The sequence below is a fragment of the Providencia sp. PROV004 genome, assembly GCF_011045615.1.
In the GTDB taxonomy this organism is placed as follows: domain Bacteria; phylum Pseudomonadota; class Gammaproteobacteria; order Enterobacterales; family Enterobacteriaceae; genus Providencia; species Providencia rettgeri.
Genome location: NZ_CP042859.1, coordinates 1,422,539 through 1,443,422, shown reverse-complemented (window position 1 = coordinate 1,443,422; position 20,884 = coordinate 1,422,539). Strand labels below are relative to the sequence as shown.

14 protein-coding genes are annotated in these 20,884 nt (G+C 38.1%); 9 read left to right on the top strand and 5 right to left on the bottom strand.

The annotated features are described in order from the left end of the window. Positions 1 to 230: 230 nt before the first annotated feature. Both FVA69_RS06280 and leuO read right to left on the bottom strand, forming a co-directional pair. Positions 231 to 2,063 (bottom strand): AMP-dependent synthetase/ligase, encoded by a 1,833-nt coding sequence (locus tag FVA69_RS06280; RefSeq protein WP_198635042.1) that lies wholly within the window; start codon positions 2,061 to 2,063, stop codon positions 231 to 233. Positions 2,064 to 2,419: 356 nt separating this feature from the next. Further along, the gene (gene leuO / locus FVA69_RS06275; RefSeq protein WP_164528552.1) at positions 2,420 to 3,388 is read right to left on the bottom strand and encodes a transcriptional regulator LeuO; all 969 of its coding nucleotides are present in this window, start codon (positions 3,386 to 3,388) and stop codon (positions 2,420 to 2,422) included. Positions 3,389 to 4,282: 894 nt separating this feature from the next. Here leuO and leuA point away from each other — a divergent pair. The 7 genes from leuA (at position 4,283) to FVA69_RS06235 (ending at position 13,290) form a co-directional block, all read left to right on the top strand. Further along, positions 4,283 to 5,860 (top strand): 2-isopropylmalate synthase, encoded by a 1,578-nt coding sequence (gene leuA, locus FVA69_RS06265; protein ID WP_004262054.1) that lies wholly within the window; start codon positions 4,283 to 4,285, stop codon positions 5,858 to 5,860. Between the two features lie 2 nt (positions 5,861 to 5,862). Continuing rightward, positions 5,863 to 6,951, top strand: coding sequence for a 3-isopropylmalate dehydrogenase (gene leuB / locus FVA69_RS06260; protein ID WP_164528551.1), 1,089 nt, complete (start codon positions 5,863 to 5,865; stop codon positions 6,949 to 6,951). A 1-nt stretch (position 6,952) separates the two neighbouring features. Further along, positions 6,953 to 8,356, top strand: coding sequence for a 3-isopropylmalate dehydratase large subunit (gene leuC, locus FVA69_RS06255; protein ID WP_004913219.1), 1,404 nt, complete (start codon positions 6,953 to 6,955; stop codon positions 8,354 to 8,356). A 7-nt stretch (positions 8,357 to 8,363) separates the two neighbouring features. Then, a complete protein-coding gene (gene leuD / locus FVA69_RS06250; RefSeq protein ID WP_117162798.1) occupies positions 8,364 to 8,969 on the top strand; it encodes a 3-isopropylmalate dehydratase small subunit in 606 nt (201 codons plus the stop codon). Between the two features lie 586 nt (positions 8,970 to 9,555). Beyond that, positions 9,556 to 11,235: an HTH-type transcriptional regulator SgrR gene (gene sgrR, locus FVA69_RS06245; protein ID WP_004913225.1), complete on the top strand. Its 1,680-nt coding sequence runs from the start codon at positions 9,556 to 9,558 to the stop codon at positions 11,233 to 11,235. A 560-nt stretch (positions 11,236 to 11,795) separates the two neighbouring features. Further along, the gene (gene mutH / locus FVA69_RS06240; RefSeq protein WP_004913228.1) at positions 11,796 to 12,482 is read left to right on the top strand and encodes a DNA mismatch repair endonuclease MutH; all 687 of its coding nucleotides are present in this window, start codon (positions 11,796 to 11,798) and stop codon (positions 12,480 to 12,482) included. 76 nt (positions 12,483 to 12,558) lie between these two features. Next, positions 12,559 to 13,290 (top strand): TerC family protein, encoded by a 732-nt coding sequence (locus FVA69_RS06235; protein ID WP_004913230.1) that lies wholly within the window; start codon positions 12,559 to 12,561, stop codon positions 13,288 to 13,290. On the opposite strand, the gene FVA69_RS06230 is transcribed toward FVA69_RS06235, so the two are convergent. Then, positions 13,287 to 13,535, bottom strand: coding sequence for a helix-hairpin-helix domain-containing protein (locus FVA69_RS06230; protein ID WP_110732106.1), 249 nt, complete (start codon positions 13,533 to 13,535; stop codon positions 13,287 to 13,289). The genes FVA69_RS06235 and FVA69_RS06230 overlap by 4 nt on opposite strands. 164 nt (positions 13,536 to 13,699) lie before the next feature. Here FVA69_RS06230 and FVA69_RS06225 point away from each other — a divergent pair, with 164 nt between their 5' ends. Further along, positions 13,700 to 14,575 (top strand): alpha/beta fold hydrolase, encoded by an 876-nt coding sequence (locus tag FVA69_RS06225; protein ID WP_109912700.1) that lies wholly within the window; start codon positions 13,700 to 13,702, stop codon positions 14,573 to 14,575. Between the two features lie 62 nt (positions 14,576 to 14,637). On the opposite strand, the gene FVA69_RS06220 is transcribed toward FVA69_RS06225, so the two are convergent. After that, entirely contained in the window at positions 14,638 to 15,417 is a 780-nt protein-coding gene (locus FVA69_RS06220) for an acetoin reductase (protein WP_004913238.1), read from the bottom strand. Between the two features lie 336 nt (positions 15,418 to 15,753). Next, the gene (speB, locus tag FVA69_RS06215; RefSeq protein WP_109912701.1) at positions 15,754 to 16,674 is read right to left on the bottom strand and encodes an agmatinase; all 921 of its coding nucleotides are present in this window, start codon (positions 16,672 to 16,674) and stop codon (positions 15,754 to 15,756) included. Between the two features lie 1,754 nt (positions 16,675 to 18,428). Here speB and FVA69_RS06210 point away from each other — a divergent pair. Next, positions 18,429 to 19,910 carry a type III restriction endonuclease subunit R gene (locus FVA69_RS06210; RefSeq protein ID WP_164528550.1) on the top strand — a complete coding sequence of 494 codons (1,482 nt, stop codon included), beginning with the start codon at positions 18,429 to 18,431 and terminating at the stop codon, positions 19,908 to 19,910. Positions 19,911 to 20,884 lie beyond the last annotated feature (974 nt).

Sequence of the window (20,884 nt, the reverse complement as noted above, 5' to 3'; positions counted from 1 at the left end):
GAAACTTTCACATCATCTTGAACATGGGTATTTGATAGATAAATTGACTGCGTATAAAAATAATGGGAGAAAGAATGACTGCTATGAATGGAAAAACAGTGCAACTTTAATTAGTTGGAACCATTCTGATTTTAATATTAAGTGATAATCTGAATAAATAAATATGAATAGAACAAAAACAAGACCTGACCTACCCATAATACAGGTAAGTCAGATAATTAGATGGTAAATTATTCTTTGTACATCGATTCAATTTCTAATTGATAGCGCTCAGAAATAATTTTACGGCGCAGTTTCAACGTCGGCGTTAATTCACCTTTTTCCATTGAAAATGTGGTAGGTAGTAATATAAAACGCTTAACTTGGTGGAAATTATCGATATTTTTTTGCAAATCTTTTAAACGGCTCTCAAATAAGGCCACAATATTTGAGTCTTTTAAGAGTTCTAAACGATCTCGATATTTCAGGTTTATTGAATGGGCATATTCTTCTAAGCTGTCATAACAAGGCACGATCAGCGCTGAAACAAACTTGCGTGCATCCGCAATAACTGCAATGTGTTCAATAAACTTGTCTTGCCCTAATACCCCTTCAATCATCTGTGGTGCAATATATTTTCCGTTAGACGTTTTCATTAAATCTTTTAGCCTATCCGTAATATATAAATTGCCTTGTTCGTCAATCTTTCCTGCATCACCCGTTTTTAGCCAGCCATCTGCTGTAAACGTATCCAAGGTTTCAATTGGTCGATTGAAATAGCCTTTCATGACCACTGGCCCTTTTACTTGTATTTCATCGTCTTTACCAATACGCACTGAAACAGAAGATAGTGGTGTACCTATCGAACCTAATGGGTATTTACCTTCTTCCCAGCAAGATACCGTGGCACAGGTTTCTGACATACCATAGCCATATTTAATATTTACCCCTGCTGAAAGGAAAAATGCAATCACATCGTCATCAAGACGGGCGCCAGCTGCTGGCATGAAACGAATTCGACCGCCTAACCCTTCGCGAATTCTACTGAGAACCAGTTTATCAACCATCGGAAAAATAGCGCGGTTAACTAAAGAGGGTTTGTGGCCTTTTGCTAAGGCTTTCACACGGCGCTTGCCAAGAGATATTGCACAGCGAAATAGCGCCCTACGGATGAGAGGTGCTTTGGCCACTTTACTGTGTATTGCTGAATAAACTTTTTCATAAAAACGGGGAACCGCACACATCACAGTCGGTTTTACTTCCGTTAATGCTTCCCGAACTTGATTGGTGTCTGTTAAATAAACGTTTAACGCCCCAACGTGCATAACGTAAAAGCTCCACGCACGTTCAAAAACATGTGAAAGTGGTAAAAAACTTAAAGAAACATCATCAGCAGTTAGTTGTAATCGTTCGTCATGGAGATACAGTTGGGCAGCCATGTTGTAGTAATCCAACATAACGCCTTTGGGCTCCCCTGTAGTGCCTGATGTATAAATGATGGTAAATAAATCACCGAGATTATGTGCAGCGATGCGCTCATCAAGTTCCGTTTGGTATGCGGTTTGTGCTTGCGCCATAAATGTGGATAAATGCAGGGTGTCGATTGAAATATCAGCCAACTCAACATTGTCGTTCATCACGATAATCGTCGTTAATTGAGGACAAAGAGCTGGCAATTGGCATGCAACTTGATATTGCATATCGTCCCCAACAAACAACACTTTAATATTGGCATCATTAATAATATACGCCGCTTGCTCAACACTGCTAGTTGCATAAAGTGGCACTGTGACAGCCCTAATTTGTAACGCGGCAAAGTCAACCAATGACCAATTCATGCTGTTATGGGCAAATAACCCAATATTTTCTTGTGTGATAACGTTTAATGCTAAGAGACGACGAGAAATCGCTGATGTGTGATCGCCTACCTCGCCCCAAGTTAATGAGCTCTGTTGCCCGTTATCCCATTGACTGAAAGCTATCCGGTTCGCCGATTCGTGTGCAGTAACCCTGCTACGTAAGCGATTAACCAAGTGGTATGGATATAGATTTTCAGTAATCAAAGTGTATTCCCTATAGCTCATTATCGATATAAGTTACTCGGTACATTCACAAGCACTTAACTATTCTTATTATTTCAGCTTACAAGTGTTAGCTGAATATTCGCAGTGTATCGACTAAAGAGATGCGTGAAAAGCATTTATATGTAAATTTTGTGCAAATGTTATGTCTGCTACAAAACTCATCATAACGCTCACGATAATGAGTTAATTACCTTGTTGGCGTATCTATCTTTGTTATAAGCACGTCTATAGAAATATAGAGGTTATTGGCTTTAAGGGGCAATTTCATTTGTTATTGCCCCTTAACAATATGCGTTATTTATTGCTCACAATGTCTGAGCTCGCCAACAACCTCTAACAATTTTTAAATAGGAGTACTATGCAGCAACAGCCTGTTCAGAGAGTTCCTCAATCAACTGATTAAATTGAGATTTCATCCATTGATGGCCTTTATCCCTAACCGTTGATTCATGCCAAGTTAAATAGCAAGGCAGTGTATCTCGAAGCCAAGGCAACGTTAATGTCCGTAATTTTAGTTGTCCAAAGTAATGACTCACTAGCCATTTTGGCACAATAGCGACGAGATCAGTTTGAGCAACAAGACTCAGGACACTATTTAAGTCAGTACCTTGATAGCTAATCGTATGCGATAACTCAGTATTATTATAATAAGGTTTACTAAATGATCCCATGTTATCCATTGACATAATAGCATGACGTTCATTATTTAATTCAATTTCAGAAATTGAATTACCAATATGTGGGTGATGACTAGCCACCACTAATACCAATTCATCATCAAATAAAACCTGATGTTGAAATTCTGTCTTTTCTAATTGATTATAGCCAAGGAAAAAATCCATTTCTTGGTATTTTAATTGATGAGCAATTTTATTATCCATAAAAGAATGAATGACTATATTAATATTAGGCGAAACTACCTTAAATTTTTCGACAATAATAGCAGCTAGACGAATATCTAACGGTGAACAAATAGATAAATTAAATACTCGATCACTAGTTTGTGGATTGAAACCTGCACTAGGTAATTCATTATGAACTAATTGTAATGCTTGCCTAATAGGCCCGAACAGTTGCTTAGCACGAGATGTCGGCTGAATACCACGCCCATACCGGACAAACAACTCATCATTAAACATTGATTTTAAACGTGAAACTGCGTTACTCACCGCAGGTTGAGACATCCCTAGAACTTGCGCTGCTTTTGTTACGTTTTGCATCTGCATAACCACGTCAAAAACCGTTAATAGGTTGAGATCAACATTACGTAAATGAATATCGCTACTGTCTTTTTTAGCTGTTGAAATTGTATCAAAATCAGTCATTTTTTACTCCACTAATATATTTATCATTTTTCATTAACGAAAAGAGTCATTCATCTTAAAAAACCGACGAATATATAAATTCATTAAATATTATTCTTAAAACAACTTATAGATAATAAGTCATTTCGCTTTCCCTGCATTTATTAAAACGACGTTTATATTACTTTACCTATTAATTAAACTTGCAGTATAAATATCATTATAAAACGTAAATATTCATCAAAATAATGAATGATAACCACTTATTAGCATTGCAATCACTCACCGTAAAAATAATAAAGCAATTTTTGCAAGAAATCATAATAAATCGTATGTAGAATCAATAAATATTCTCATTATCAGATTATTTTTTAAATACTCATTTATTAGATAATTAACTTAATTAAAAAGTATTGGCGAAGATGATTCATTCCCTACCTTGAGTCTCACCTTACATCAAAAAATAAAAATTACATAAAAATCAATAACTTTAATCATGAAAGCATTTGAATGAGCATAGCAAAAGAATTTTACCCTTATAACAACGCAAAAATCCAGACAAAACAGAAGGGATACACAAAAAAAACAGCAACAACCACCAGCCAGAAGCCATAATTCATGATTGGTAAAAATATGCTAAAAATCTATGATTGACATTAACTTTAAGATAACGTATCAATAAATACAGTTTGATTAAGATACTCAAGAGAGACAGTTAAAAATGACATTTTCTATTCGCCTACTAAGCCTACTACTACTCGCATTAAATTTGCGCGGTATGCTTATGGACGAAAAATAGAAACAAACTGTCCACAAACATTAAAAACCCGCGCAACCCGCGGGTTTTTTTATGCCTGCGGCTTTGGAAGAACATAACTCTCAGCAAAAAACAAAATTCGATATGAGGAACACAATATGAGCAACCAAGTCATTATCTTCGATACCACCTTACGCGACGGTGAGCAGGCATTACAGGCAAGTTTGTCAGTCAAAGAAAAATTACAAATTGCCTTCGCATTAGAGCGTTTAGGGGTTGATATCATTGAAGCGGGTTTCCCAGTCTCTTCACCGGGTGACTTCGAATCCGTACAAACCATCGCGAGAGAAATCAAAAACAGCCGAATTTGTGCATTAGCGCGTTGTATTGAAAATGACATTGATGTTGCAGCTGAGTCATTAAAGGTTGCCGAAGCCTTTCGTATCCATATTTTCTTAGCTACCTCCAATTTACATATGGAGAAGAAATTAAATAAATCCTTTGATGGCGTAATGGATATGGCAATTAATTCCATTAAGCGCGCAAGACGCTATACCGATGACGTTGAATTCTCCTGTGAAGATGCGGGCCGTACTGACCCTGATAATTTATGTCGTATCGTAGAAACGGCTATTAATGCAGGTGCAACAACAATCAATATTCCAGATACTGTAGGTTATACAACACCTTACCAGTTTGGCGGAATTATCACTGATTTGTATAACCGTGTGCCAAATATCGATAAAGCTGTTATTTCTGTGCATTGCCATGATGATTTAGGGATGTCAGTTGCTAACTCAATCAGTGCTGTGCAAGCCGGTGCCCGCCAAGTTGAAGGTACCATCAATGGCTTAGGCGAACGCGCTGGCAACACGGCATTGGAAGAAGTGATTATGGCCATTAAACTGCGCGAACAAATGTTGAATGTGCATACCAATATTAATCACAAAGAAATTTACCGTACCAGCCAATTAGTTAGCCAATTATGTAATACACCAATTCCAGCTAATAAAGCCGTTGTAGGTAGTAACGCATTTGCTCACTCATCAGGTATTCACCAAGACGGTGTGTTGAAAAATCGTGAAACCTACGAAATCATGACACCAGAGTCTATCGGCTTAAAAGAACAACAATTAAATTTAACCTCACGTTCAGGCCGTGCCGCTGTTAAACACCGTATGGAGGAAATGGGGTATCACGAAGGTAAAGACTTCAAATTGGATGAATTGTATACTGCATTTTTGAATTTAGCTGATAAAAAAGGTCAAGTCTTTGACTATGACTTAGAAGCCTTAGCTTTCTTTACGAAACAACAAGATGAAACTGACCACTTCGTGATGGACTATTTCAGTACACAATCAGGCTCTAGTATTGTTGCAACAGCAACAGTCAAAATGCAGTGTGGCGATGAAGTGAAGTCTGAAGCGGCGACCGGTAATGGCCCCGTTGATGCCATCTACCAAGCCATCAGCAACATCACACAATTCCCTATGAAATTAGTCTCGTACCAGTTATCTGCTAAGGGCCATGGTGAAAATGCGTTAGGCCAAGTGGATATCGTGGTTGAATGCCATAACCGTAAGTTCCACGGGATGGGATTAGCAACAGATATCGTCGAATCTTCAGCGAAAGCCATGGTGCATGTATTAAATAGCATTTGGCGCTCTGAACAAGTTGAAAAAGAAAAACAAAAAATAAATCAAGAATCACAATCAAACACAAAGGAAGCAGTTTAACAATGTCTAACTATAAAATTGCCGTATTACCGGGAGATGGCATCGGTCCAGAAGTGATGGCGCAAGCTCACAAGGTTTTAGCCGCTATCAGTAAACGTTTTGCAATAACAATTAACACCACTGAATACGATGTTGGCGGCGCGGCAATCGACAAACACGGTGAACCGTTACCGCAGGCTACAGTAACAGGTTGTGAGGAAGCTGATGCGGTATTATTTGGCTCTGTCGGTGGGCCTAAATGGGAACACTTACCACCTGATAGCCAGCCTGAACGCGGTGCATTATTACCTTTACGTAAGCATTTTAAATTATTCAGTAATTTACGCCCTGCTCGCTTATATCAAGCATTAGAAGCATTTTGCCCATTACGTGCAGACATCGCAGCTCAAGGTTTCGATATTCTTTGTGTCCGTGAATTAACCGGTGGAATTTACTTCGGTCAACCGAAAGGCCGCAAAGGTGAAGGCCAAGAAGAATATGCATTTGATACTGAAGTTTATCACCGCTATGAAATCGAGCGTATCGCGCGTATTGCTTTTGAATCGGCTCGCAAACGTAATAACAAAGTCACATCAATCGATAAAGCAAACGTGTTGCAAAGTTCAGTATTATGGCGTGAAGTGGTCAATCAAATTGCTCAAGAATATCCAGATGTTGAAGTCAGCCATATGTATATCGATAACGCAGCAATGCAAATGATCAAAGCTCCATCTCAATTTGATGTGGTGTTATGTTCTAACTTGTTCGGCGATATCATTTCTGATGAATGTGCGATGATCACCGGTTCTATGGGCATGTTACCTTCTGCAAGCTTGAATGAAGCTGGATTTGGTTTGTATGAACCTGCAGGCGGCTCTGCACCAGATATTGCAGGAAAAAATATTGCCAACCCAATTGCACAAATTTTATCTGCTTCCATGCTGTTAAGATTTAGCTTAGGCCAAACGGATGCGGCAGATGCCATCGAGCGTGCAGTCAATAAAGCCTTAGAAGAAGGTTATAGAACATCAGACTTAGCAGGTGCAGGTCAGTCAATAAGTACCAGTGAAATGGGCGATATTATTGCTCGTTATATTGCAGAAGGGGTTTAACATGGCCAAGACTTTATATCAAAAATTGTATGATGCCCACGTTGTCCGTGAGGTCGAAAATGAAATCCCTTTGATTTATATCGATCGTCACTTGGTACATGAAGTTACATCACCTCAAGCATTTGATGGTTTGAGAACTAAAAAACGCCCATTGCATCAACCAAGTAAAACATTTGCCACCATGGATCACAACGTATCGACGCAAACCAAAGATATTAATGCTTGTGGCGATATGGCTCGTATTCAAATGCAAGAGTTAATGAAAAACTGTAAAGAGTTTGGCGTAACTTTATATGATTTGAATCACCCATACCAAGGTATTGTCCATGTGATGGGGCCTGAGCAAGGTATCACTTTACCCGGTATGACCATTGTATGTGGAGACTCCCACACCGCAACACACGGTGCATTTGGCTCATTAGCCTTTGGTATCGGGACGTCAGAAGTTGAGCACGTGATGGCGACCCAAACACTGAAACAAGCACGCGCTAAAACAATGAAAATTGAAGTCGTCGGCAAAGCTCCTGCTGGCATTACCGCAAAAGATATCGTTTTAGCGATTATCGGTACAACTGGTAGCGCAGGCGGTACTGGCTATATTGTTGAGTTTTGCGGTGAAGCCATCGAAAACTTGAGCATGGAAGGCCGTATGACGGTATGCAACATGGCTATTGAATTAGGTGCGAAAGCGGGGATTATCGCACCAGATGAAACCACCTTTGCCTATATGAAAGGTCGCCAATTTGCACCTAAAGGCCAACAGTGGGACGACGCGGTTGCGTATTGGAAAACGTTAAAAACTGATGATGATGCACAATTTGATAAAGTCATTACTATTCAAGCAAGTAGCATCGCACCACAAGTCACATGGGGAACTAACCCGGGGCAAGTAATTGCCATTAACCAACCGATACCTGCCCCAGAATCATTTGCAGACCCTGTTGAGCGTGCTTCTGCGGAGAAAGCATTAGCTTACATGGGGTTAGAGTCCGGTATTAAATTATCTGATGTAAAAATTGATAAAGTATTTATTGGTTCATGTACTAATTCGCGTATTGAAGATTTACGTGCAGCAGCTGCAATTGCTAAAGGAAAAAAAGTTGCCAATGGCGTGCAAGCCATCGTTGTTCCGGGATCTGGCCCTGTTAAAGCCCAAGCGGAACAAGAAGGTTTAGATAAAATTTTCATTGAAGCGGGCTTTGAATGGCGTTTACCTGGATGCTCTATGTGCTTAGCGATGAATAACGACCGTTTAAACCCTGGCGAACGCTGTGCATCAACCAGTAACCGTAACTTTGAAGGTCGCCAAGGTCGAGCAGGCCGTACTCACTTAGTTAGCCCAGCAATGGCGGCTGCAGCAGCGATTAATGGCCATTTTGCTGATGTACGTGATATTCAAATCTAAGGAGAAAATGATGGAAAAGTTTATTACACACGTCGGGATTGTTGCTCCTTTAGATGCAGCCAATGTGGATACTGATGCCATTATCCCTAAACAATTTTTGCAAAAAGTGACTCGCACTGGTTTTGGCCAACACTTGTTTAATGACTGGCGTTTTTTAGATGAGAACGGGCAACAACCTAACCCTGATTTCGTCTTAAATAAGCCAGTTTTCAAAGGGGCAAGTATTTTATTAGCTCGTGAAAACTTTGGTTGCGGTTCATCCCGTGAGCACGCACCTTGGGCATTGACTGACTTTGGTATTCAAGTGGTTATCGCCCCAAGTTTTGCTGATATTTTTTATGGCAACTCGTTCAACAACCAATTATTACCAATTAAATTAAGTGAAACCGAAGTAGATGAGCTATTTAACTATGTTAATGGCCATGAAGGTTGCCAGTTTACGGTAGACTTAGAAGCTCAAACAGTTACTGCGGGTGATAAAACCTATCATTTTGAAATTGATAGCTTCCGTCGCCACTGCATGATGAATGGTTTGGATAGTATTGGTTTGACGTTGCAACATGTCGACCAGATCACCGATTTTGAAAGCAAGATTCCATCCTTTATGCAGTAAATCCTTTTCTACGCCTACTTTGGTGGGCGTAGTTCCTCTTTTAGCTCTAATTATCCAACTAAACCGCCTACTTCGCACCAAAAATGCGGAATTCATCCATCATTAAAAATTTACAATCCAAAATCACTTCCCCGTTAATATCTTCCTGTATAATTAACCTAAATATTTTGCCCATCACAAAATTTACTTTTACTTTTACTTTTACTTTTACTTTTACTTTTACTTTTACTTTTACTTTTACTTTTACTTTTACTTTTACTTTTACTTTTACTTTTACTTTTACTTTTACTTAACGATTTTTTCTAAATAGTTTGTGTTGTGGCAAGGCGGAAAAATGAAGATATCCCTAGGAGCATACACCGGTATGTGACTAGGGTAGCGGAGTGAAGCCAACACAGCCACGGCGCAAAATATGACGAAAAAAATAAAAAAAAGCCGGTAAAAACCGGCTCGGTGAGAAACACCATTACTCTAAATGGGGGAGTCGGCCTGCAACTGCAGACCAAACGAGCTACTTACTACCTTCTATTATCGTGAGAATTTAGGAAATTAAAATTGATGTATTTTTTGCCGGAGTTCCTCTTTTATGTCTAATTCGCGATTACAAACCCAATTCATTCGTCTCTGGCAACATTTTCAGGGTCAAGACAGTGAAACAACACTACAAGACATCGCTGATACGCTGTTTTGCTCTCGCCGTCATGTCCGTACTCTGCTTAATAATATGCAGTCACAAGGTTGGCTTAGTTGGCAAGCAGAGTCTGGTCGAGGAAAACGCTCTACCCTTATTTTTCATGTTAATGGCTTGGAGCTACAGCAGGCACAGGCTGAACAACTACTCAAAGAAGAAAGTATTGAAAAACTTGTCGCCCTAGTGGGTGATAAGGAAACCATTCGTCAAATGGTATTGTCTGAACTGGAACGCAGTTATCGACAAGGTAAGAATTTATTACGAATTATTTATTATCGAGATTTCCCGACATTGCTTCCTGGTGCGCCAATGCGCCGCTCAGAAATTCACTTGATGAGCCAAATATTTAATGGCCTTACCCATATAAATGAGGAAAAAGGGGAAGTAGAAGATGGCCTTGCCCACCATTGGCAATCCACCAGCGATACCCAATGGCGTTTTTATTTACGCCCCGCTATTTATTTCCATCATGGGCGAGAAATGGTTACCGACGATATTATTTATTCCCTTTTACGCTTAAAAACCTGTTGGCCGCTATTCTCACATATTCAATCCGTTAGCTCACCGCAGCCTTATGTCATTGATATCACGTTAAGTGAGCCTGATAAACAACTACCTTGGTTATTAGGTAGCCACCATGCCGCCATTTTACCGAAAGAGTGGGAGAGCCTCGAAAACTTTAGCCGTTGCCCAATCGGCACTGGCCCTTATCAAGTAGAAAAAAACTTGCCACAAAAGCTGACCATTACGGCTTTCGACCGCTATTTTGGCTATCGTGCGCTACTCGATGAAGTGACCATTTGGGTGGTTCCTGAACTCTCTGAGCAAATGGTCTGTACAACATTAAAAATGGATGGTGATAAGCACCATAATGGCTCGCTCGAAAGTCGTATGGAAGAAGGCTGTTATTTCCTGTTAATGGATCAGCGTTCACCGATAGCTCAGCGTGAAGATGTTCGTAAGTGGTTATGTAGCTTTTTAACCCCTGTCAACCTACTTGCACATTGCGAACCTTTTTATCAGCGCCATTGGGCACCTGCTTATGGCCTGTTACTCCATTGGCATCACAGTAAAATGCTAACCTTGTTTCCCAAGCCTGAAGATTTAACTGAGCTTACTGTCACTTTTTATCGCCACCACCATGAGTTCTACGCAATTAGCCAAATTATGAAACGGGTTTTACAGATGCAAGGTGTGGAACTTAAGATCAATATCATTGATTACGATGATTGGTTTAATGGCAATGGAGAAAGTGATATTTGGTTAGCAACAGCTAACTTTTTTAAACCTCTCGAATTTTCCATCTTTGCAACCTTGTACGAAATGCCATTGCTACGACAATGCCTTAATAACCCTCTCAGCAATGAACTTAATCTGTGGCGTAATAACCAATTAGATGTCGAAGCTTGGTGTGAAAGCTTAGTTGACTCACAAATCTTTCACCCCGTTTTTCATCATTGGCTTGAATTGCAAGGCCAAAAAACCATGCGCGGTGTACGAATGAATACCTTTGGCTGGTTTGATTTTAAATCTGCGTGGTTTAAACCGTCTGAGGATAACCTAGAAAAATATTGATAGTTATAAACAGATGAAATGAATAATAAGGATGTTATTCACTTTTTCTGTGGATATCCATGTGAACAACCTCATGGTAATCAGGGTATATCCCCAAGTCGCTTTTTTATCAAAAAAAAGCACAGTTGAATAATCACTGATAAATCAAACAAATAAATAGCAAAATAGCCTTTCATCCACTGACTACTTTTTTAACTAACATGCTTAGGACTTTAACTGAGCAAAGATCAAACAACGTTGTATTTATCCACAAGATATGTGCTTAACTTACTCATATTTTGTGATTTGCGTCATAAAAACCGTTTCGTCAAGGCTGTAAATACACACAGTAATCTCTATTTTTCACAGTTATCCAGAAATCCTGTGGATAACCTAGTGCATGATCCTGTGATTATCTTGGGATGAACTTGAATAACCTCTGTAATAATTTATAACTTGGATGAATAAATGATATTATACCCCTATATATCAGATAGTTAAAAATACCAAAGAAAAAGTGTTATACTTCTTGAGTTATATGTATTTTCACTGGCTACTTTTTATACATTACTATTCAAACCATGACCCCATTTATTGCACCACCACCACCTGATAACGAAGCGACCTTAATGAGCCGAGCGCAAGCTCTTGCTGGCTACACGCTTGGTGAGCTCGCCCAACACGCAGCTATCCCTATTCCTCAGGATCTCAAGCGCGATAAAGGCTGGGTTGGTATGCTATTGGAATATTATTTAGGCGCGAATGCGGGAAGTAAGGCAGAGCAAGATTTCGCCCATATTGGAATTGAATTAAAAACCATTCCGATTGACCGGTATGGTGTTCCACTTGAAACCACTTTTGTTTCTGTTGCACCGTTAACAGGAAACAGTGGTTTAACATGGGAAAATAGCCATGTTCGCCGCAAGCTGTCCCGTATTTTATGGTTTCCTATTGAAGGGGAAAGGCAAATCCCACTCTCACAACGTAGAGTTGCAAACCCATTAATTTGGAGCCCGTCCCCGTTTGAAGAACAGTTGCTACGGCAAGATTGGGAAGAGTTAATGGACCTCATTGTGTTAGGCAAAGTGGAAAGTATTACTGCACGTCATGGGCAGGTATTACAAATTCGCCCTAAGGCCGCAAACAATAAAGCACTAACGGAAGCTATTGGTGAGTTTGGTCAGCCTATTATGACGCTACCACGTGGTTTTTATCTTAAAAAAGATTTTACCGCGCCCTTACTAGCACGGCATTTTAGTTTAAGTTAGTCGCTAACCATCGCCTGTACCAAAGCAGACGATAAATTATTATCACTGTTTAATTCGTTAATTAGAAGGTACCAAGATGTTTGAGTGGATACTGGATCCCAATGCCTGGATGGCACTCGCTACATTAACCATATTAGAAATTGTCCTAGGCATCGATAATATTATTTTCCTCAGTATTGTGGTGAGCAAACTTCCTAGTCACCAACAAAATAGTGCCAGACGGACTGGGCTTATTGCAGCAATGGTGATGCGTCTTGCATTATTGGCTTCTATTGCGTGGTTATCACGCCTTACCACCCCACTTTTTACTGTCGCTGACCATGTGGTATCCGCTCGCGATCTCATATTATGTGCAGGTGGGATCTTCCTTATTTGGAAAGCAAGCCAAGAAATTTTTGATACGATTGAAGGAGAAGGTGAAAATAGCCTAGCAAATAAAAAAGTGAGCTCATTTTGGGGGGCTATCGTTCAAATTGCTTTGTTAGACATTATCTTCAGTTTAGATTCCGTGATCACGGCTGTGGGGCTATCAGACCACTTATTTATCATGATGGCTGCGGTCGTCATCGCTGTGCTCATTATGATGCTTGCAGCCAAACCCATTGGCGACTTTGTTGAGCGCTACCCTTCTGTAAAAATCTTAGCCTTATCATTTTTGATTCTTGTTGGTTTCACCTTACTACTTGAAAGTGTTCAAGTTCATGTATCAAAAGGCTATATCTACTTTGCGATGTTCTTTTCCATGGCAGTACAAGTTCTCAATATCTTGCGTAGTAAGAAATGGAAAACGAGAAACCAAACTGATTAAGATGGCAATCTAACCGCTTGTTTAGCTGCTAAAATAGCCCCTTCTACCGCTTTTTTCGCTTGTGGGCTATTTTTCCAGCAACTTGAGCCTGTTAATGCGGCCCCATAAATTAAAATTTCATCGTAGGAAGCTTCACTTAATTGTGCGAGTGAACTAAACCCCATTTGTTCTAAACGGCTAATCACTGTGGGCCCGACCCCTTTAACTGCCAACAAAATCTGTTTTTCTGATTCAGAAAATGCCATTTTACTCTTCTCATTGTTAATGAATTGATATTTATTAAGCTAATATTTTGCATTTTACCTATTTAATACTTTAAAATTGCAACTATAACAATGCCAGTTTTAATAATTATTAGCTGACCTATCTTATCACCCAATCTGTACCTGCTCTGTGTTAGGAATTCACCATGTATAACGCACCACTGACCAACACACATCAACACACGATGAAATTACCTGATAACCGCCAATTTTGCTGGTTTGAATCAGGCCCTAAAACAGGTTTTCCTGTTATTTTTTGTACAGGAGCAGGGATGAGTGGTTCATTAGGGTTTGGTTTGGATTTACTCGAACAACTGAACATTCGTTTGATTGTTCCTGAACGTGCGGGCCTTGGTGAATCCACTTTTCACCCTGAAAAATCATTGAAAAGCTTTGCTATGGATGTGCAAGCACTGCTAAATGAGCAATCCATTACCCGATTTTCTGTCGTTGGTTTTTCTCAAGGTGCTGTTTTTGCGATGGCTATCGCCCACTATTGCCAGCCTATTTCACTGTCTATTGTGTCTGGGCAAGACCAATTTGAATACCCTGCAACTCGCGCGATACTCCGCACGGATGTCGTGAACATGCAAGAACAAGCTCTTAACACCCCTGAAGCCCTGTCAGATTGGCTATTAAAGAATGTCACTGGTGAGTGGCTGTTGGCATTTATTCTTAATTGCAGCGCAGATATTGACCAACAACTTTATAATGAAGAACAATTCCTTGATGCCTATACTGCGTGTATTCGACGCGCTTTTGCACAAGGTAATCAAGGTTATGTACAGGATTTAATCCTCTCTTTACAGCCTTGGGGATTCACCCCTGAAGATATTCAATGCCCGACATCCTTATGGTATGGCGAATTAGATATGAGCACCGTGCACTCCCCCGATTTTGGTAAAATTTTGTCCGGTCGCTTACTAAACTGCAACCACCATTTACATTCGCAAGAAGGCGGCTCTTTGCTTTGGACTCAAGCAGACAATATATTAGTTGATATTCAGAAATACGCCGCATAAACAAAAACCGCGATGAGTTATTCATCGCGGCTATTATTGCATCCTAGATTCATATGAATGAATTAACGATACACAATCCCGCCATCAGTCAAAATAGATTGGCCAGTAATATAGTCAGAGTCATCGCTCGCTAAAAATGCAACCAAACCTGCCACATCATCTGGCGTTTGTGCACGACCTAATGCGATGCCTTCGACATATTTTTTATAGGTTTCACCTTTTGGCGTACCTGTGATTTCAGAGAAGCGCTCATCAATCTCTACCCACATATCTGTCCCAACAATACCTGGGCAATAAGCATTCACAGTGATACCTGAACTGGCGTATTCTTTTGCCGCGGCTTGCGTTAATGCGCGTACGGCAAATTTTGTGGCAGAGTAAACGCCTAACATTGCAAAACCATCATGTCCTGCAATAGAGGATGCATTGATGATTTTTCCTTTGTGTTTACGTTCTTGGAATTTTTCACTAGCAGCTTGAATGCCCCACATGGTTCCATCTACGTTGATTTTGAAGATTAAATCCATATCTTCTTGGCGAACATCAGCGATTGGCTTAACTTGTGCAATCCCCGCGTTATTAATCATTACATCAAAACCACCCAATTCAGCTTCTGCATGAGCCACCGCAGCAAAAACTTGGTCACGTTGACTGATATCTGCGGCAAATGTTGTTACTTTACGGCCTAACGCTTCAATTTCTTTGGCAACATCTTGGAGCTTGTCTTTTTTCAAATCCACCAGTGCGATATCAGCGCCTTCTTTCGCTAAACGCAATGCGATACCACGACCAATACCTTGAGCTGCACCAGTAACTAAGATAACTTTATTATTTAACGCCATACTTTTCTCCTACTGAATAATAGCCAAATTGACTAGTTCACCTTTAATATTAAGTTAGCAACAATAACAATAAGTTACAAAGTATTAATTTTAGCCTAATATTTGTTATTTATAAAAAATATTTCACTATTTACAAGGTTAATATGTTTTTTTTACCGTAGAAAAATACATATAGACGTAAATTATAAGATTATTGTTAATAAAAATCATTCTCAATTTAATAAACAAAAAATGCGATTTATTGATTTTTAGTATAATTGATAACCACTTATATAAAATATGGACATAAAAAAGCCACCAATCGGTGGCTTAATGATGCAATTGAAAATAAATGACTTATTTTTTAGCGGCTTGGATATACAGCATCTCTAATGCGATAGATGCTGCGGCTAATGCCGTGATTTCAGATTGGTCATAAGCCGGAGCGACTTCCACTAAATCCATACCCACGATATTTAATGACTGTATTCCACGCAATAATTTCAATGCACGATCTGACGTTAAACCACCAATAACAGGGGTTCCTGTGCCCGGTGCAAATGCAGGGTCAAGGCAGTCTATATCGAAAGTCAGGTAAACAGGTAGGTCACCGACAATCTCTTTGATCTGCGCGACCATATCATCCACACTGCGATCATTCACCTGACCTGCATCCAATACAGTAAAGCCATTATCGCTGTCATGTTCGGTACGAATACCAATTTGTACTGAATGATTTGGGTCGATCAGACCTTCTTTTGGTGCATGATAGAACATGGTTCCGTGGTCAAATTTGCTGCCATTGCCATAGGTGTCAGTGTGCGCATCGAAATGAACCAAGGCCATTTTACCGAAGTGTTTTGCATGAGCGCGCAGCAATGGCAGTGTAACGAAATGGTCACCACCAAAGGTCAAGCAGCGTTTACCTGATTCAAGTAGTTTTTCAGTATGTGCTTGCAGTTTATCACTCATGTCTTGCGCATCACCGAAAGCAAACACCACATCACCACAATCGACGACATTTAAACGTTCGGTTAGTTTAAAGTTCCACGGCCAACGGTGACTTTCCCATGCAAGGTTAGTAGACACTTGGCGAATAGCGGCTGGCCCATGACGGCTACCTGCACGGCCTGAGGTTGCCATATCGAAGGGCACACCCGTGATCACCCACTCAGCGTCTGAGCTGTAAGGCTGAAAATTCAGCGGAAAACGTAAGAAACCAAATGCGTTAGAAACCAGTGAATTATCAACTTGATTGCCTAAAGTACTATTAATCATTTTTCTTCCTCAAATAGGCCAGCCCGTTAGCAAGCCCTTTTTATATTTGGTTCGAATAGTTTTACCTAATTAACTTCGCACAGTATAAATAATAAACAAATCATGTTATTTGCACAAAGTTATTATCTGTTCACTATCTTAATGCCCTATGAGTCATTTAATGCGCTAAATAGTTTATGTTGTGGCTAGGCGGCAAAATGAGCCAATCCCTAGGAGCATACACAAGTATGTGACCCGAATAACTGAGCGTTGCCACACCACCACCACTTGAAGCATAACGAACATTGAATATATTAATCTCATATATTAATGCGCTAAATAGTTCGTGCTGTCGCTAGGCGGCAAAATGAGCTAATCCCTAGGAGCATACACAAGTATGTGACTAGGGTTGGCAAATGCAGCCAACAACGCGGCGGTGCGAAATATAACGCGCATTGAGCATTTATTCATCTTCTAATACTATCAGTACTGGAACCTAATCCAAAAAAATTAGTTATTACAATGAATTATAATTCATACTCACATGCTAATGAGTTTAGTTTTACATGAATATTACATGATTATATCAGGCTCCAGTACTGATATGGTAGCGTTATGATAAGTACAAAACTGAAGGTCAATGTGTTCTCGCGACAAAGTTACTTGCCTTTAGTACTCGAATTGTTTTGGATCGGGGGGAATATACTGATTTTATGAATATTTAAAGTAATCCCTTACTAAAGTAAAAAATGATGAGGTTTTTATATCATTGAAGTAAAAGTTCAGTACTTTATATAGATAATTAGTAATGAAGATAAAAATAACTGAATTATAAATTTATACTACTTTTAAAAGTAAAGTAATTGTATTCTTATTCTATTTAAATGAAATGCATAATAATTTAAATAGAACTTGAATTATATCCCCTCGGTATTGCTTTTATTTTATTGAGTTTAGAATTCAGTACCTTATGCTTGTTAATAATTATTTCACGATATTATCGTGATAAGAAAATTGATATGCAAGAAAATTTATTTAAAGAAATTATGCGAAAAATGAAAACTATGCGTTATAATAAGGGGGACGAGATAAATTGGTCGAAAAATGATTTCTATGTAATGAAATTATTTTCAGGAATGATGTAAAAACAGTAAAAAAATGTGTTACAGTTTACGTACACAAATGATAGGCAAAGAAATTAAATTTTAATTAATTTGTCAAATGATATGTGTAATTAATCTTTCATGTGGGAACATATATGTGTGAAATTGATCTTATCATAAAGAATATGATGACATTTTAACAACACTATTTTTATAAAGCTTTTACTGGAGGAATACATTGTCATAGAAACTAATGTTTTAATCGAGAAATTATTTAAGGAGAAAATATGATAAAACATAATCGTTATAATAGAAGAAGGAATAAAATATTTACAAATAGAAAATCACTAAACAAAAGCGTAAGAAAGAAGCAAAGATTAGATTCTATTTCTCTTACATATGAACAGTACCTGAATATTATAATTAGTGACATATCTTACTATAGGATCTGTAATGTTCTTAAGATGAATATAAGTAAAGCTTTCTTTCGTGATCTGATTAGCAATAAAATCCCCGAATTCTCGGGTTGGTATGCCAAAGCTAAATCTATGTATTATATAAGGAAGTACATATAATACTTTTGATGTAATAAATTTCAACATATAACTTTTACAATCTTTTTTGTTAGAAATGGATTGTAAAAGTTATTTAACGATAGTAAGGATAAAATAGTTGAATAAACTTAAATACGTATCTGCACCTTGTGGAGCAGGTAAAACGCATTACATATGTAATCAAATTAACAATAGTAATGATAAATTTTTAATTGTTCAATGTACTCAAGAACTAATACGAGATACAGCCAAAAAGATTAACGATTGTAAATATATCATTACTGAATCAATATCTAATGGTAATAGTGTCATTGATAATGTTATAGATTTCATGAATAATCCAATTAGTAGAACACTAATCATTACAGATAAAACTTTTTTTAAAATACCTATTGAACTCTTATCTGGATGGACCATATATTTAGATGACGTAACTAACTTTCATGAATTTAAATTAATAAATGAAGGTGACGACAGCATAAAGAGATTAATAAAAGATAAATTGATATGTAATATCAAAGAGCTCGATGATAACGGAGAGTATATAACAGCAGATAGTAAATTAAAGTCGCAAGGAGATATCGTTAGTCTTATTTCTCAGGAATTTTCAATGATGAAAAATAATCATATTTTTATAATGAATAATAGTTATTTCTTAGACTCTGAGAAAATACAATTAAGCATAACGGGTCTTAAAGACCTTAAAAGGTATTTTGAACTAGATATAACATTCTTTAGTGCTAACTTTGAGAAAACATTAATATATAAAGCATATAAAGATAATTTTGATGAGACCAAAATTAACGATTTAATGGCTAGAAACACTCCCCTTAAAGATAGAATTAAGGTTTATTATTTTTCCGAAAAGATACAACTCTCGAAAACTTGGAAGCAAAATCATCCTGAAAAGCTTAAAAAAATATATAATTACTTAAATGATAAGCTTAAAGATGAAGAATTTTATTGGACAAAAAACAGGTTAGATAATCAAAAACTTTTTAACGGTACAAAGATAAGTCCTGATCCTAGAGGCTTAAATCAGTATAGTAAGATTAAAACCTGTGTATGGCTTGCTTGCATGAGACCATCAGATGTAGAAGCAGCTCAATGCAAATTATTTTTTAAACTATCTATGGCAGAAATTCATCATGCTAGAGAATATGAAAGTCTGCATCAATTTGTACTTAGAGGGATATCAAGAGATTATAATAGTTCTGAGATACAGACTGTTTATGTTTTCGACAAATTTCAGGCAAACTATCTCACTGATAATATTGAGTATATAGATCTTGGTCTTGATGATGATGAATGCCTACCGAGAGGAAGACCAAAGGGCTCTACAAATAAAGAAAAACGTTTTACTCTTTGTAATACAAAAGCTACCCGCTTCAATCGCTGGAAAGCAAATAATCCAGAGCCTAATTATTCGGAATTTTGTAAATTCCTTTCAAAAAAAATCAATAACGATCTCAGCACTGAGGAAATAGAAGAAATGCACAATAAGTACAATAAGTACAAGAAAGCAATTCAAAAGAAAAAAAAAGAATCCTGCTCTTTGTCAGAAACACCATCAGACATTCCAAACTTGTCAGAAAAATAATATCTATAATTATATAAGGAAATAAATTTCAGACATATCAATTAGCTAGTGCAATTTAAATTCTTTTTATTGCTCATTTAGTAAACCGCAAGCTCGCTGCGGTGAGCTATGTGAGCAATAAAAGGAATTTATTGCGTGTCTAGGTCTCGCAAGAGACTAGACTCAGTTACCAAACGAATAAGAATGTATATTATTTTTCTTCGCAGAAGATTACTCTCTTGGCGAGAGCAATCGCTGGTATTTCTTCTTTTATTTCGTTTTTTTCACGAAAAAAACTCATAACGAAAAAATACCTGCACTATATCAGTACTGAACTAAAGAATACTATTACTGGTTTTAGAATATGCCCATGACGAGCATTAGCGAGTACATGGTTAAGTGAATTAATTTTGTTTTTCTTCGCGGAAGATTACTCTCTTGGCGAGAGCAATCACTGGTATTTCTTCTTTTATTTCGTTTTTTCGGCGAAAAAAACTCATAACGAAAAAATACCTGTACTAAATCAGTACTGAACTAAAGAATACTATTACTGGCATTTAGAACATGCCCATGTCGAGCTTTAGCGAGTACATGGCTAAGTGAGTTAATTTAACTTTTCTTCGCAGAAGATTACTCTCTTGGCGAGAGTAGTCACTGGTATTTCTTCTTTTATTTCGTTTTTTCGGCGAAAAAAACTCATAACGAAAAAATACCTGTACTAAATCAGTACTGAACTAAAGAATACTATTACTGGCATTTAGAACATGCCCATGTCGAGCTTTAGCGAGTACATGGCTAAGTGAGTTAATTTAACTTTTCTTCGCAGAAGATTACTCTCTTGGCGAGAGTAGTCACTGGTATTTCTTCTTTTATTTCGTTTTTTCGGCGAAAAAAACTCATAACGAAAAAATTTCAGTACTGGATCAGAATTGAACTGAAGAGAACTATTACTGACCTTAGAATATGCCCATCTCGAGCTTTAGCGAGTACATGAC

Bases quoted from the DNA above. Each gene is read 5' to 3' on its own strand.
- mutH (WP_004913228.1), top strand. From the start codon at position 11,796: ATGACCCCATTTATTGCACCACCACCACCTGATAACGAAGCGACCTTA.
- leuC (WP_004913219.1), top strand. From the start codon at position 6,953: ATGGCCAAGACTTTATATCAAAAATTGTATGATGCCCACGTTGTCCGT.
- leuD (WP_117162798.1), top strand. From the start codon at position 8,364: ATGATGGAAAAGTTTATTACACACGTCGGGATTGTTGCTCCTTTAGAT.
- speB (WP_109912701.1), bottom strand. From the start codon at position 16,674: ATGATTAATAGTACTTTAGGCAATCAAGTTGATAATTCACTGGTTTCT.
- leuA (WP_004262054.1), top strand. From the start codon at position 4,283: ATGAGCAACCAAGTCATTATCTTCGATACCACCTTACGCGACGGTGAG.
- FVA69_RS06230 (WP_110732106.1), bottom strand. From the start codon at position 13,535: ATGGCATTTTCTGAATCAGAAAAACAGATTTTGTTGGCAGTTAAAGGG.
- FVA69_RS06225 (WP_109912700.1), top strand. From the start codon at position 13,700: ATGTATAACGCACCACTGACCAACACACATCAACACACGATGAAATTA.
- leuO (WP_164528552.1), bottom strand. From the start codon at position 3,388: ATGACTGATTTTGATACAATTTCAACAGCTAAAAAAGACAGTAGCGAT.
- FVA69_RS06235 (WP_004913230.1), top strand. From the start codon at position 12,559: ATGTTTGAGTGGATACTGGATCCCAATGCCTGGATGGCACTCGCTACA.
- FVA69_RS06220 (WP_004913238.1), bottom strand. From the start codon at position 15,417: ATGGCGTTAAATAATAAAGTTATCTTAGTTACTGGTGCAGCTCAAGGT.
- sgrR (WP_004913225.1), top strand. From the start codon at position 9,556: ATGTCTAATTCGCGATTACAAACCCAATTCATTCGTCTCTGGCAACAT.
- leuB (WP_164528551.1), top strand. From the start codon at position 5,863: ATGTCTAACTATAAAATTGCCGTATTACCGGGAGATGGCATCGGTCCA.
- FVA69_RS06280 (WP_198635042.1), bottom strand. From the start codon at position 2,063: ATGAGCTATAGGGAATACACTTTGATTACTGAAAATCTATATCCATAC.